This is a genomic window from Synechococcales cyanobacterium CNB (assembly GCA_030263455.1).
Lineage (GTDB): Bacteria > Planctomycetota > Phycisphaerae > Phycisphaerales > UBA1924 > CAADGN01.
Map to the genome: position 1 here is coordinate 121910 of SZOZ01000012.1, position 13286 is coordinate 135195.

At 68.7% G+C, this 13286-nt stretch carries 13 protein-coding genes; 6 read left to right on the top strand and 7 right to left on the bottom strand.

Annotated elements, in window-relative coordinates; genetic code table 11:
- Positions 1-15: 15 nt before the first annotated feature.
- The 3 genes from FBT69_12785 to FBT69_12795 are packed head-to-tail and all read right to left on the bottom strand — an operon-like array spanning position 16 to position 3506.
- Positions 16-966, bottom strand: a complete 951-nt coding sequence (locus FBT69_12785) for a D-alanine--D-alanine ligase (GenBank protein ID MDL1905665.1) — start codon at positions 964-966, stop codon at positions 16-18.
- Positions 963-1895 (bottom strand): UDP-N-acetylmuramate dehydrogenase, encoded by a 933-nt coding sequence (murB, locus tag FBT69_12790; GenBank protein MDL1905666.1) that lies wholly within the window; start codon positions 1893-1895, stop codon positions 963-965. Before murB ends, FBT69_12785 begins: the two co-directional genes overlap by 4 nt.
- Before the next feature lie 12 nt (positions 1896-1907).
- Positions 1908-3506, bottom strand: a complete 1599-nt coding sequence (locus FBT69_12795) for a UDP-N-acetylmuramate--L-alanine ligase (GenBank protein ID MDL1905667.1) — start codon at positions 3504-3506, stop codon at positions 1908-1910.
- 19 nt (positions 3507-3525) lie between these two features.
- Here FBT69_12795 and FBT69_12800 point away from each other — a divergent pair, with 19 nt between their 5' ends.
- The 4 genes from FBT69_12800 to FBT69_12815 all read left to right on the top strand — a co-directional run bounded on the left by FBT69_12800 (position 3526) and on the right by FBT69_12815 (position 7651).
- Positions 3526-4062: an NUDIX domain-containing protein gene (locus tag FBT69_12800; protein MDL1905668.1), complete on the top strand. Its 537-nt coding sequence runs from the start codon at positions 3526-3528 to the stop codon at positions 4060-4062.
- A 37-nt stretch (positions 4063-4099) separates the two neighbouring features.
- Positions 4100-5935: a hypothetical protein gene (locus FBT69_12805; protein MDL1905669.1), complete on the top strand. Its 1836-nt coding sequence runs from the start codon at positions 4100-4102 to the stop codon at positions 5933-5935.
- A complete protein-coding gene (locus FBT69_12810) occupies positions 5932-6438 on the top strand; it encodes a hypothetical protein (GenBank protein MDL1905670.1) in 507 nt (168 codons plus the stop codon). The genes FBT69_12805 and FBT69_12810 overlap by 4 nt, the downstream gene beginning before the upstream one ends.
- 136 nt (positions 6439-6574) lie before the next feature.
- The gene (locus tag FBT69_12815; protein MDL1905671.1) at positions 6575-7651 is read left to right on the top strand and encodes a UPF0365 family protein; all 1077 of its coding nucleotides are present in this window, start codon (positions 6575-6577) and stop codon (positions 7649-7651) included.
- 81 nt (positions 7652-7732) lie between these two features.
- On the opposite strand, the gene FBT69_12820 is transcribed toward FBT69_12815, so the two are convergent.
- Positions 7733-8320: a hypothetical protein gene (locus FBT69_12820; protein MDL1905672.1), complete on the bottom strand. Its 588-nt coding sequence runs from the start codon at positions 8318-8320 to the stop codon at positions 7733-7735.
- Between the two features lie 97 nt (positions 8321-8417).
- Positions 8418-9449: a hypothetical protein gene (locus tag FBT69_12825; GenBank protein MDL1905673.1), complete on the bottom strand. Its 1032-nt coding sequence runs from the start codon at positions 9447-9449 to the stop codon at positions 8418-8420.
- 97 nt (positions 9450-9546) lie between these two features.
- Between FBT69_12825 and FBT69_12830 the strand changes: the two genes are divergently transcribed.
- A complete protein-coding gene (locus tag FBT69_12830; protein ID MDL1905674.1) occupies positions 9547-10665 on the top strand; it encodes a redoxin domain-containing protein in 1119 nt (372 codons plus the stop codon).
- A 31-nt stretch (positions 10666-10696) separates the two neighbouring features.
- On the opposite strand, the gene FBT69_12835 is transcribed toward FBT69_12830, so the two are convergent.
- Positions 10697-11122 (bottom strand): biopolymer transporter ExbD, encoded by a 426-nt coding sequence (locus FBT69_12835; protein ID MDL1905675.1) that lies wholly within the window; start codon positions 11120-11122, stop codon positions 10697-10699.
- Positions 11123-11179: 57 nt separating this feature from the next.
- A complete protein-coding gene (locus tag FBT69_12840) occupies positions 11180-12439 on the bottom strand; it encodes a glycosyltransferase (GenBank protein ID MDL1905676.1) in 1260 nt (419 codons plus the stop codon).
- Between FBT69_12840 and FBT69_12845 the strand changes: the two genes are divergently transcribed.
- A complete protein-coding gene (locus FBT69_12845) occupies positions 12438-13286 on the top strand; it encodes an NAD(P)H-hydrate epimerase (protein ID MDL1905677.1) in 849 nt (282 codons plus the stop codon). The two genes, FBT69_12840 and FBT69_12845, sit on opposite strands and share 2 nt — an antisense overlap.

The following is a 13286-nucleotide window of genomic DNA, read 5'->3' on the forward strand; positions in this document are numbered from 1 at the left end:
TCCTTCCTGGAGAAGTCACGGCCGAGCAGCGGCGGAGCGTTCGGCGAGCGCGGCCTTGACAAGGCTACCGCACAGGGCGGGCATGTCGAGGCCGGCGGCTCGGGCGGCCATCGGGAGCAGTGAGTGTGATGTGAACCCGGGCATGGTGTTGATCTCGAGGAGCCAGGGCCGGTCGTCGGTGTCGAGCAGGAAGTCCACCCGGGCCAGGTGGCGCACCCCGAGGGCCGCTGCAAGACGCTCGGCATCACGGCTGACGCGATCGGCGATGCCTGCGGGAAGGTCCGGACTGACTCGGTACTGGGTATCGTCGCGCTCGTACTTCGCGCTGTAGTCATACGGTCCGGCCGCCGGCACGATCTCGATGATGGGCAAGGCAGAGAGCGACCCACCAGGGTTCCGAGCGATAAGGCCGACGGTGAGTTCGCGGCCATGAACGAACCGCTCGGCCATACAGACCCGACCGGGGCTGGCTTGGGCCTCATGCCGGGCGTCATCGAGCGCGGCTGCCCATGCGGCCTCGTCGCGACACAAGCGCAGACCGACGCTCGACCCCTCGTGAACGGGCTTGACGACCACGGGCAGGCCAAGCGGGCAGACGGCATCGCGAACATTGAGAGCCACGGCGTCAGGGGTCGGAATGCCGAGCCTGCCGGCGATGAGCTTGGTGGCCAGCTTGTCCATGGCGACCCGAGCCGCACGCGGGCCGCAGCCGACGTATGGACGGCCGTCCGCGTGGAGCATGTCCTGGAGCGGCCCCCCCTCGCCCCACGCTCCGTGCAGGACGGGAAAGACCGCGTCGCCGGGCATGGCCCGAAGATCGTCAAGCGAGGGGCAGTCGATGGCCTCGTGATGGACGGTGAAGCCCGCGTCGCGGAGAGCCGTTGCGACACTGCTCGCGCTGTCGAGACTGACGGCGCGCTCGGCGTCAGGACCGCCTCCAAGGACGAGGACAGTCGTTCGGCTCATGCCCCGATCCTCCGCCAGACGACGACTTCGCGTTCGAGATGCACACCGAAGGCGTCGAACACGCGGCGTTCGACGAGTTCCATGAGCAAGATCACGTCGCGGGCGCGACCATCGCGGGCGGGCACGAGAAAGTTGGCGTGAAGATCGCTGACGCGGGCGGAGCCGACGGCAAGCCCCTTGCAACCCGCGCGGTCGATGAGCCGCCCCGCGGAGACGCGCTCGCCAGGCAAGCCGATGCCTTCGATCGCGCTATCGAGCGTCGGGTTCTTGAAGCAGCAGCCCGCTGAGCGGTCGGCGAGCGGCTGCGTGCGCTTTTTGTACTCCATGACCTCGAGATGGCGGGCACGCAGCTTCCTTGTGTCGGCAGGGCGGAGCGCGAAGTCGCAGGCCGTGAGCAGCAGACTCTCCAGGCCCGAACGGCGATACCCGAAGTCGATGTCGGGCCGTTCGAGCGTGACACCGCGGCCGTTGCGGTCCAGGGCGTGCACGCGAGCAACGGCGTCGGCGATCTGGCCGAATGCACCGCCGGCGTTCATCACGAGCGCTCCGCCGACGGTTGCGGGAATGCCGCCGAGACCTTCAAGTCCTGCGAGTCCGAGACGGACGGACTCGTTGATGAGTTTCGGCAGTTTCGCGCCCGCACCGGCGCGGACGATGACCGCATCGCCGGAGCGCTCGCCGGTCGGTGCAGCGGCCCGAAACGCGTGCGCGTCAAGAACAACGACGAGTTCCGCGACGCCGTCGTCGTCCACGAGGAGGTTTGCCCCATCGCCGAGGACGCGAAGGGACGGGTCGAGCGCGAGGCACGCGCGGAGTTCATCGGTCGTGCGCGGGCGGGCGAGCCGATCGGCGCGGCCTCCGACGCCGAACCAGGTCACAATCGGCGCGTCGCGTTCGATCGGGATGGCTGCGACCGCGGACAAACGCACTCCTCCCGGCGATCATGCCCCTGCCAGTCCAAGGTACCCGTGCGCGACCTGCCAGACCGGCCCGGCACCCATGACGACGAGCGTGTCGCCGGCGCGGCAGAGGTTTTCGAGTTGCTCGACGATCGCCTCGAAAGGGTAGAGGTGCATCGCCCGCACGCCGCGCTTCCGGAGGCGATCGACCAAGTCCGCCGACGACACCTTCTGCTTCTCGATCTCGCTGTCGCGGACGAAGTAGATGTGCGGCACGATGACGGCGTCGGCCTGACCGAAGGCGGCAGCGAACTCCTCCAGCAGGAACCGTGTGCGCGAGTGCTGGTGGGGCTGGAAGACGCAGACCAGGCGGCCGCCGCGGTCCTGCGGGCGTTCGAAGTCTCGAAGAGCGCGGAGCGTCGCGTCGATCTCCGTCGGATGGTGCCCGTAATCGTCGTACACGCGTACCGTGCCCCCGGGGACAGCCCGCTCGCCCAGAAACTGCGTCCGCCGGTCCACGCCCCGGAAGGCGGCGAGCGACTCGGCGACGTGAGCCGCATCCGCACCGAGCGAGACCGCGAGAGCGCACGCCGTCGCGGCGTTCATCGCGTTGTGTGCGCCCGGCAGCGATGCACGCCACGAGGCGACCTCCGAACCCCGCCTCGTCAGCGTCACCTGCCGCGTCGGCGTGTCCAGCCAGACGACCCAGTCAGCCGCCGGGCTGAACCCGATCGTCTCTACCCGGCACTTCAGGCCCGCGGCAACCTGTCGGCGGTGCGCACCCTCGTCCGCGATCAGGAGCAACCCGCCCTGATCCGCGGGCGGGAGCAGCCTGGCGAACTCCGCGAAAGCCTGCACGACAGCATCCAGCGAGCCGTAGATGTCGAGGTGATCCGCCTCGACGGAACTGATCGATGCAATGTTCGGACGCAGATTGTGGAACGAACGGTTGAACTCGCACGCCTCGGCGAGGAGCAACCCCGGACCTCCCGCGAGCGGCCCGCACGGAATGGTCTGCGACCCGAGCCGGAAACCGACCGATCGGCCCGGAGGGGAAAGGCAACCGCCGCTAAGTTGAGAGCAGGTCGCCCCGACGATCACTGTGGGGTCCAGGCCCGCATCGGTCAGGGCTGCGCCGAGCATGGCGGTGGTCGTGCTTTTGCCGTGGGTGCCGGCCAGAGCGACGCCCGTTCTCCCCGCCATGCACCTGCCGAGGGCCTCGGCGTAGGTGGCGATCTCGACCCCGCGCCGCTGGGCTTCGAGCAGTTCAGGGTGCTCGGGCCGGATGGCGGCGGAGGCGATAACCAGGTCGCACGGGTCAGGCACCCGTCCCGAAGACTGCTCGAAGGAGACGGGCACGCCCTCGGCTGTGAGCGCAGCCGTGGCCTCGCCCGGCGCGGAGTCCGAACCGGCGACGATCGCCCCGCGAGAACGAAGCATCCGGGCGAGTCCGGACATGCCGCACCCGCCGATGCCGACCATGTAGACATGCCTGCCGGCGAGCGCGAACGGCGCGGTCCTGGAAGCCTGCGCGGGTTTGGTCTGCCGCATGGCAGAGGGTATCGGTTCCGGGCGCGCGGCGGCGTGAACGGCGCGGAAAACCCGAGGTTGCAACGCCTCAAACCCGAACACCCGGCGCATCGGTCTATCCTCGCGTGTGATGAACGGACCCCGGCCGGAGCTCCCCTACCGCCTCGCGTGCCTCTGCGATATCCGCGATGAGTCCGGGCGAGTGCTCCTGCTGCACCGGGCCAAGCCCCCGAACGAGGGGCTGTGCTCGCCGATCGGCGGCAAACTCGACATGGCGTCAGGCGAGTCACCAGCCGAGTGCGCCCAGAGGGAGATTGCCGAGGAGGCCGGGGTCATCGTGCCGTTGGACCGCCTGCGCCTCGTCGGGCTGATCAGCGAGACCGGATATGAGGGGAACGGGCACTGGCTGCTGTTCTATTTCCGCGTGCTGGGCGCGATCCGGGTACGGACGGGACGGATGGACGAGGGGATGCTGGAATGGCACGACCCGGCGTCGCTCGGCGGGCTTCCGCTGCCGGAGACAGATCGGCGGATCATCTGGCCGTTGGTGGAGAGGATTGAGCCTGCGCTGCCGGGCGGAGAGCCGGGGTTCTTTTCCGTCCACATCGACTGCACCGGGCCTGAGATGACCTGGCGTGTCGAGCAGGTGATCCCGGGGCCGAGGTGATTTCGAGGGACCGGCGGGCGTTCGTATACTTGTGGCGATGAAACGAGCCGATCGGTTGGGTTGGCCGGGCAGCAGGACGCTGGACTCCGTGCGTCGGCTTGTGGGCATCGTCTGCGTCGGCGTGCTGTTGGCCTCTTCCTTCGCGGGGTGGTCGCAGCCGGGGCAGTCCGCGACCGTTCCCGCCGGGCGACAGGCCGACAATGTCGCCATCATCACCATCGAGGGCGATATCAACTCGGTGACGGCGTTCAGTTTCACGCGACGGCTGCGCCTGGCGGAGCAGGGCGGAGCGGACGCGATCGTGGTCGAGTTGAACACGCCGGGAGGCGAGGTCGGGGCCGTGCTCGAAATCTGCGACGCGATCCGCAGCTCCAACGTGCCCAACATCGTCGCGTGGATTCATCCGAACGCGTACTCGGGCGGAGCGATCATCGCGCTGGCGTGCCGGCAGATTCTCGTCTCCGACCCCGCGACGATGGGCGATGCCCTGCCCGTGGCGGCGTCGTTCGGCTTTCTGAACGCCCTGCCCGAAGCGGAACGCCAGAAGGTGCTCGCCCCTCTGATCGCGGAAGTGGTGAACCTCGCGCGACTCCGCGGATGGGACGAGTTCCTCGTGCAGGCGATCGTCAGTCGGCACGTCGAGTTGTGGTGGGTGCGCGACAGGCAGACGGGCGAGCGGATGGCGATCAACGAAGCCGAGTACCGGCGGCTCTTCGAGGGCGAGCCAATGCGCGATCGGCCACGGCTCGTGTCGGCGTCGGCGGGCGGGGCGCCACCTCCACCCGAGGCGGCTCCGTCACCCGCGGTCCCGCCGAGCGAGGGCTACGTCCCTGCTTCGCCGTACCTTCAGGAACTGGCGGCGGACATCTCCGGCGGCGTGTTCGAGCGGGCGACGAGGCCCGTCATCACGAACGCGGACCGGGGCCGGTTCGAGCTGCTCGACTACATCTGCACCGGCGAGGGGCCGATCGTGCTCAAAGAGCGCGACCTGGCCTACTTCGGGCTGGCGGCGAACGTGGACCAGACGACCGGCGCGCTCACGGCCTTCAACTCCGACGAGGACGTCAGGGCGTGGTTCGGCGCGAAGAACATCCGCCGACTCGACGCATCGTGGTCGGAGGCGATGGTCAAGTTTCTGACGAACATGATCGTGCGCGGCGTGCTGATCGTGGTCTTCGTGCTCGCCCTCTTCATCGCCATGACGCACCCGGGACTTCTGGTGCCCGAGGGCGTGGCCATGCTCGCACTCGTCGCCCTGCTCGCACCGCCGTTCCTGATCGGCATGGCAAACTGGTGGGAAATCGCCGCGATCCTCGTCGGCATTGGGCTGATCATCCTGGAAATCTTCGTCTTCCCCGGCTTCGGGGTGCCCGGTGTGCTCGGGCTGCTGCTCCTCTTCGGCGGCCTCCTCGGAACTTTCGTCGAGGACACGCCCGGCGGGCTGTTCCCCGACAGCCCGAAGGCCCAGTCCGACATGCTGTACGCCGTCCTGACGATCGTGCTTGCGGTTACGACCTCGGGCATCGGGGTGTACTTCCTCTCGAAGCACTTCGGCTCACTGCCGATCGTGAGCGGGCTGGTGCTGCGCGATACGATCGGTAAGCCGGCCGACGACACGGACGACGAGTTCCTGGCCGCGCTGGGCGACCCGGACGACGTCGGCGTGGCGCTCGGCGACGAGGCGACGACGGTGACCCCTCTGCGCCCGGCGGGGCGCGTCGAGATCAACGGTCGACTCGTGGACGTTGTCGCCGAGATGGGGTACATCCCCGAAGGCCGGCGCGTGCGGGTCGTGAGCGTGGGGAAGTTCCGAGTCGGCGTCGAGGAGGTCACGGACGGACCCGTGACCGGGCAGGAAGGAGGGCGGGCGTGAGCGAAGAAGGGCTGCTGCTGCTCGGGCTTGGGTTGATCGCGGCCAGCCTGCTGCTGATGGTGGTCGAGGTCTTCGTGCCATCGGGGGGATTGATCGCCATCACGGCGGGTATCGCCGCGCTGGTGGGTGTGATCAGCTTGTTCCGCTACGACTCGTGGTGGGGCCTGATGGGTCTGATCGCGCTGATGGTGATCGGCCCGGCCGCGCTGGGCTTCGCGCTGAAAGTGTGGCCGAACACGCCGCTGGGCAGGCGGATGTTGTTGGGCGACATGACCGAGGAGCAGATTGAAGCGGAGCGGCTGAAGGAACGGACCGAGCGCGATGCGCTGCACGCCCTGGTCGGGGCCGAGGGTGTGGCCATGACGGACCTGCGACCGGTCGGCGCAGTCCGGATCGACGGGACGCGGTACGACGCGCTGGCCGAAGTCGGCGTGATCGCCGCCGGCACGAAGGTCCGGGTGACAAAGGTGGAGTTCAACCAGATCAAAGTCCGGGAGGCCTGAGCGCTCCACGCGTGGCGGCTCCGGAGCGGTATACTGCCCGGCCCGCGTGCGATCCTCGCCGCGGGAGCAGGGAAGGCATGACATGACGAACGCAGGACTTCAACTCTCGGCACGATTCCTCGCGGCAGCAGGTGCGATGGCGGTTCCTGCCGCGGGCGCGCTCGCACAGGCGGGCGCAGGCGCAGGCGGCGGTGGCGGGATCCCGAGATCCGTACTCCTGATCATCGCGGTTGTTGTCTTCCTGTTCATCATCGTGCTGCTGTTCGTCGTCGGGCAGTTCATCAATCTCTACATCCAGGCGCTGCTCTCCAACGCCCGCGTCGGCATCCTCGAACTGGTCGGGATGCGGCTGCGCAAGGTGGACATCCGGGTGATCGTGCTGAGCCGAATCCGCGCGAAGAAAGCGGGCATCGACGTAACGACGAACCAGCTGGAAACACACTATCTCGCCGGCGGCCGGGTGCAGAACGTGGTCTCCGCCCTCATCGCGGCCAACAGCGCCCGCATCGAACTGCCGTGGAACGTCGGGACGGCGATCGACCTCGCGGGGCGCGACATCTTCGACGCGGTGAACACCAGCGTGAACCCGAAGGTCATCGACTGCCCGAACCCGGCACAGGGCCGCACGACGATCGACGCCGTGGCGAAGGACGGCATCCAGTTGAAGGCCCGCGCCCGTGTGACGGTGCGGACGAATCTGCCGAGACTGGTCGGCGGCGCGACTGAGGAGACGATCATCGCCCGAGTGGGTGAGGGCATCGTGTCCGCGATCGGTTCCGCAGATTCGCACAAGCAGGTGCTGGAGAATCCCGATCGTATCTCGAAGGCCGTGATGGCCCGCGGCCTGGACGCGGGGACGGCATTCGAGATCCTGTCGATCGACATCGCGGACGTGGACGTGGGCGAGAACATCGGCGCGAAACTGCAGGCTGACCAGGCGGAGGCGGACAAGCGCCGCTTTCAGGCCGAGGCCGAGAAGCGGCGCGCGATGGCGGTCGCGCAGGAGCAGGAGTTCAAGGCCGAGGTGCAGAAGAACCGCGCGCTCGTCGTGCTGGCCGAGGCGGAGGTGCCCAAGGCCATCGCGGACGCATTCCGCCGCGGCAACCTCGGCGTGATGGACTACTACCGCCTGCGCAACATCCAGGCCGATACCAGCATGAGGTCGTCCATCGCCGGTGAGGCGCCGGAAGGCCAGAAGCCTCGCGAAGGCTGACGCAGCGCGACAGCGGACAGCCGACAATAGACAGTGGGCATCAAAACACATGCAGCACTCGCGCGAGCGATGTGCCGGGCTTCACCGGTCCACTGTCCGCAGGGCGCGCCCCGCCAGCACTTCCAGCCTGTGCCGCCGGTACGCCTCGTTCGTCCAGATGCTGGCCTCCACACTCGCGGCCTCCGAGCCGGTGGAGTCGGCCCCGCGTGGAACCGGCCTTGCATCAGCCCGCCGGTCAAGCGAGAGATCGAGCCGAGGGGCCGCGCTGAAGGTCGTGGGCACGCGGCCGACGACATCCTCCGGCACGATGCTGCCGATGTGGAAGGTCGTGCCGGGTGGGAGATCGGCTCTCATGCCCCATGGCGTGGTGGTGTAGACAGAGCGGGGAAAGACCGCCGCGACACCGCCGTGGATGCGCATGAAGAGATTCGGACGGTTGGGAACCTGGTAGACCTCCTCGAAAGAGGACGGCCTGAGAAGGTCGATGGGCAGAAGCCGCATGCTGACGCCCAGCGGCCCGACGTCGCCGACGGTGGGGTCGATGCGGACGAGCGATTCGGCGTGAAGATCGCCGAGATTGGTGGAGTGAACGGCCTGTGCGGCGGCGGGTGAGACCGCGAGTAGACCCGAAAGAGTCAGACAGCCGGTGATATTTCTCGGAAGGGACATGGGCTACGGATAAGTATCGGCCGCTCGGGGTTGGAGTTCGAGGCTGAGGGGGAGAGAGACAGGAGTTCGCCAGCAAGGCTCTGCACGACGGACGGGGTTAACGCCGCGTCCCGAGGACAAGCCGGAACTCGAGCGTGACGCCGGCGTCCTTGTCGCCCGCCGGCAGTAGGTCGAGGGCTTTACCCTTGGCGCGCCAACGGTAGATCGCATCGAGGAGCGGGCCATCCACATCGGCGTAGCCCGTGTTCTTGCCCGGCAGGAACTCGGCTCGCGCGACCTTGCCGTCCTTCGCGAAGGTGACTCGCACGACCGGGTTGCGCGGCAGGGCGGTCATCCGGGTGACCAGGGTCCAGCGTGGGCGGACCGTCTCGATGTCCAACCCCTCCGCAGCCACAGGCTGGCCCGGCGATACCTCGACCGGAGGCCGGATCGAGGTAGCGGGCGATTCTTTCGTCGATTCGATCGACGGCTCGACACCCGGCGTCTGGGCGGGCGGAGGAGACTGTGCCGTAGGGTGCGCCTGCGGCGTCGGCTCCGCCTGTGGCTCAGGCTTCGCGGGGAGCGGCACCTCCCGCAAAGCCCCTGCGGACTCGGCGGGTGGAACCGGCGGACCGATGATCGGCGCCGGCACGACACGCTCCCCCGCCGCCACAGTCGCGTCAGATTCTTCAGCCCGCCGATCGGACGCGACGACCGGCGACGCGTTGGCCGGCGCTGGGGCTGGAGACTCGGCGTCGGCGTGCGTCTCCGAGGGCGGTGGCACGGCGGCAGTTGTCGCCGGTTTCGGTGCTGTCTCGGGATCGACGGGCACGCCAGGTGTCTGGGGGTTCAATGCGGCCTGATCGACCGTCGAGAGCACGGCCTCGTGTGGCGTCGGCTGCTCAAACCCGAGCCAGTTGATCGTCACCTCCTTCGACCGCTCGATCCCCGGCCGCACCCGGGGAGGCTCAGGCTGAACGGGTATCGGCAGGTCCGCCGACTGTAGCTCGGGGCCGGGCGAGGCCCAGAAGCCCGGCACGTTGATCGCCAGCGCCATCGCCGCGGCGACGTGGAGCAGCAGGCTGACCCCCGCGCCGGCGACGAGAGGACGGTTTGGAGCAAGCGGGCGGGTCATACGGCGGCGCGACACGGGGACGTGGGAACCTGCGAAGATCTTGCGGCGTCCGGACCCGTATCGTTGTAGAACTGTATGCCGCGGCGCGGATGAGCCGTGAAGGGAGGAAGCCATGCCCGGGATTCTTACGGGATCCGCACTGGCCCTGCTGCTCTCCGTCGCGACGATCGCTGACGCGCAGCCCGAGTCTGCCCCGCAACCGCAGCCGCCTCGGCTCATCATCGGTGACCCCGCCCCGGAGTTGCGGATCGCGGAGTGGGTGCGCGGCGACCCGGTCGAGAAGTTCGAGGTGGGGCGAGCCTACGCGGTTGAGTTCTGGGCGACGTGGTGCGGGCCGTGCATTGCCAACTTCCCCCACCTCTCCGCCGTGCAGGAAAAGCACAAGGACCGGCTGACCGTCATCGGCGTGACGAGCGAGGACCGCGCGGGCAACACCCTGGAAGCCGTGCGCGCGATGGCCGAGAAGCAGAAGGACCGCATGCGCTATGCCGTCGCGTGGGACGAAGGCCGGAAGACGACCGATGCCTACATGACGGCCGCAGGGCAGCAGGGCATTCCCTGCGCGTTCGTCATCGACGGCGAGGGAAGGATCGCGTGGATCGGGCACCCGGCAGACGGTGCATTCGAGAAGACGATCGCGGCGATCATCGACGGGACGTTCGACGCGGCCGCAGCCCGTGCGGAGGCGGCGAAGAACGCCAACCGAGCCGCGCTCTCGGCCGAGATCGAACGCAAGGCCTCTCCGCTGGTCGCCCGGCTCCGCAAGGCGTGGAACGAGCGAAGACACGACGACGCCCTGGCACTCGCCGACGAGATCGTCGCCCTCGACGCAGACCTGATGTCCCACGTCGCCATCTGGAAGTTCCGCGCCCTGTTGGCCGAGTTGAACAGGCCCGAGCCGGCGTTCAGGTACGCGCGTGAGCTGCTCGAAGGGGCGTATAGCGACAACGCGCCGGTGCTGGCACGGATGGCTTATTCGATCGCCGACACGCCGGGCCTTGCCGAACGAGACCTCGACCTTGCCCTGAAGCTGGCCGAGCGGGCCGTCGAACTCACGAAGGAGCGGGACGCAGTCATGCTCGACACGCTGGGGCTGGTGCTGCAGCAACGCGGCGAGCTCGAACGGGCTGTGACGGTGCAGCGCAAGGCCGTCGAGATGGCAGACACCCCGCAGATGCGAGAGCGGCTGATCCTGACGCTCGAGTTGTACGTGGCGGAACTGGGCGGGTGAGTGTGATTGCGAAGACCGGAGAAGAGTTCCTTCACGGTCGCGGCTCGTCACCGGCGTCCGGCGTGCCCAGCAGCTGAAACTCCCCCAGGCCCTCGGCGGCGAGCAGGTCAATGAGCGCGAGCACGTCACCCGTTCTCCCCCCCTCGTCAGCAGCGACGAAGAGTTTCGCTGCGGGAGATTCCGCCTTGAGATCGCGCACCCTGGCAGCGACGCCGTCGCGCGGCATCTCCTCGCCGTTGACGAACAGCCGCCCCTCGCGGTCCAGGGTGATCGTGATGGCGACGCCGCGCTCGGCGGGCGTGCCCGCGCTCAGCTTCGGGAGCCGAACGTCGAGGATGTCCGCCCTCACCATCACGACCAGCACGAAGATGAAGTAGATGAGGAGCAGGAAGATGACGTCGATGAGCGGCGTCATCTCGAAACGGACGTCAAGGCTGGATCTGCGGAGGTGGCGCATAGGAGGGCAGGGCAGACGGGGCAAGGTCGATGGACAGAGCGAGAGCGAGTCTAGGGATCACCGGCTCTCACGGACGTAACTGCGCCCCCCCCACTGCGTCGGCGTGCGGGAGCGCAGGTCGCGAGCGGCCTCGGCAATGATCGAAGCGACCGGAAATGACGCGAAGGGGTGCAATGCCGCCGACCAGAGCGGCGCGGCGCTCAGGCGGTAGACGGCGATCATCGCAGTAAGCCAGACGAGCAACGCGCCGCCCGCGAGCGTCGTGGACGCTGTGGTCGCCCACGCTGGCACGAGGCTGCGCTGGGCAAACGCGACGCAGAGGCACGCCACCGCCGCGAGCGGGAGCAACCCGTTCACCACGGCAACGCGCAGCGCGGCGCGGCGGAGCCTCGCCGGTCGGCGGTTTGCGCACTCGGTGTAGATCCGCTTCCATCCCCGCCGGAACTCGGCCCAGGTCTCGTACATGCGACAGATCAACATGCCATCAGCAAGCAGGAGCGCGGCTGACAGACCGTGCCTCGCCGCCTCGCGGGCGAGGGCGAGGTCTTCGAGCAGGTGCTCACGCACGGCCTCGTGTCCCCCGATGCGCCGGTAGGCGTCCGCTCGGAAGAGCATGAACTGCCCGTTGGCGAAGGCGCGACGGTCGGTCGGTCGGCTGGCCCGCAGCAGCGGGTACTGGTACATGAGTTCGAGTCCGGCGGCAGGCTGCACGACCTTCTCGAACCACCGATCAGCCGTGAGCGTGCTCATCAGGCTCAGCAACGCAAGCCCGCGCTGATGCAGGAGCGCGGCGGTCGCTCGTACGCAGCCGGGGTGAAACGTCGTATCCGCGTCGGCAAAGAGAAGCAGATCGGCGTCGCCGGCTGCGGGCGAACGGGTCACGGCGGTCCAGACCGCGTTCACCTTCCCGGCCCAATGCTCCGGGCACACGCCGATCTCGACGATCTCGAAGCGATCGTCGTCGCCGATCGCGGCACGGGCGACCGACGCCGTGCCGTCCGTGCAACGGTCGAGAGCCAGGACCACGCGCATCCGCGGATGGTCCTGCCCTCGGAGCGACGCGATGAGGTGGCCGATGGTCTTTTCCTCGTTGTGTGCCGGAACGACGACACAGACGGAGAGGTCCGGTGCGGGGAGCGTGAGGCCGGCCCTGGCAGTCGGCAGCGTGCGCATCGTGCGGACGACCTGCCAAAGGCCGATCGACCAGTAGACGCCGAGCGCCAACGATGCGGCGGCGAGCAGCACGAGCATGACGGCGACCGATGTCTCCACGGGAGGCCAAGCGTAGCGGGCGAGCGAATAGACTGCCCACACCATGACCCGCCCGGCCGAACCTCCCCCCGACGGCGCTCACCGGACCGTGCAACTCGTGCTGACACGCGAGGCCTCCCGGCTGGTTGATCGGCTGGCCGTCGAGCGGTACGGCGTGCCGTCCATTGTGCTGATGGAGAACGCGGCGGTCGCGCTGCGCGAGGCTGCGCTGCGGATGCTGGGCGGGGAGACCCGCGGCGGCGTGCTCATCGCCTGCGGGCCGGGCAACAACGGCGGCGACGGGCTGGCGCTCGCACGGCATCTGCACAATGCCGGCGTCGCGATGGCGATCGTCGCGACCAAGCCGCTCGCTGCGTACTCGGGCGACGCGGGTGTGCAGGCAGCCATTGTCGCGCGCATGGGACTGGCGGTTGAGGATTGCCGAGGCGAAGACGCGGCAGCCCCGTTCGCCCGAGCGGCTGCGCGGCTCGGCTCCCCGCCCGCACTCGTGGTCGACGCCCTGCTCGGGACCGGCCAGACCGAGCCGGCCCGTGGCGTCGTGCAGGCGGCGATCCGCGAAGTAAACCGGATCGGAGCGGCGGGTGCAGCCGTGCTTGCCGTAGACCTACCGTCGGGCCTGAACGCCGACACCGGCGAGCCGATGGGCGAAGCCGTACACGCGAAAGTCACGGTCACCATGGTCGCGCCGAAGCCGGGGCTGCTGCTCCTGCGGGCGCAGGCGTACGCGGGCGAGATCGTCGTCGGAGACATCGGCGCGCCGGTGGAACTGCTGCACGAACTGGGCGTGCCGGATTCGGCGTTCGCGGCCGGGCGGGGGGCGCACGCGGCCGGCGACGTGCCCCTGCCGACCGCACCCGGACGCCCCGGCTCGCCCGGCGCGGCGAGAAGATGA

Bases quoted from the DNA above. Each gene is read 5' to 3' on its own strand.
- FBT69_12830 (MDL1905674.1), top strand. From the start codon at position 9,547: ATGCCCGGGATTCTTACGGGATCCGCACTGGCCCTGCTGCTCTCCGTC.
- FBT69_12835 (MDL1905675.1), bottom strand. From the start codon at position 11,122: ATGCGCCACCTCCGCAGATCCAGCCTTGACGTCCGTTTCGAGATGACG.
- FBT69_12845 (MDL1905677.1), top strand. From the start codon at position 12,438: ATGACCCGCCCGGCCGAACCTCCCCCCGACGGCGCTCACCGGACCGTG.
- FBT69_12795 (MDL1905667.1), bottom strand. From the start codon at position 3,506: ATGCGCCGGGTGTTCGGGTTTGAGGCGTTGCAACCTCGGGTTTTCCGC.
- FBT69_12840 (MDL1905676.1), bottom strand. From the start codon at position 12,439: ATGGTGTGGGCAGTCTATTCGCTCGCCCGCTACGCTTGGCCTCCCGTG.
- FBT69_12805 (MDL1905669.1), top strand. From the start codon at position 4,100: ATGAAACGAGCCGATCGGTTGGGTTGGCCGGGCAGCAGGACGCTGGAC.
- FBT69_12815 (MDL1905671.1), top strand. From the start codon at position 6,575: ATGGCGGTTCCTGCCGCGGGCGCGCTCGCACAGGCGGGCGCAGGCGCA.
- FBT69_12800 (MDL1905668.1), top strand. From the start codon at position 3,526: ATGAACGGACCCCGGCCGGAGCTCCCCTACCGCCTCGCGTGCCTCTGC.
- FBT69_12785 (MDL1905665.1), bottom strand. From the start codon at position 966: ATGAGCCGAACGACTGTCCTCGTCCTTGGAGGCGGTCCTGACGCCGAG.
- FBT69_12820 (MDL1905672.1), bottom strand. From the start codon at position 8,320: ATGTCCCTTCCGAGAAATATCACCGGCTGTCTGACTCTTTCGGGTCTA.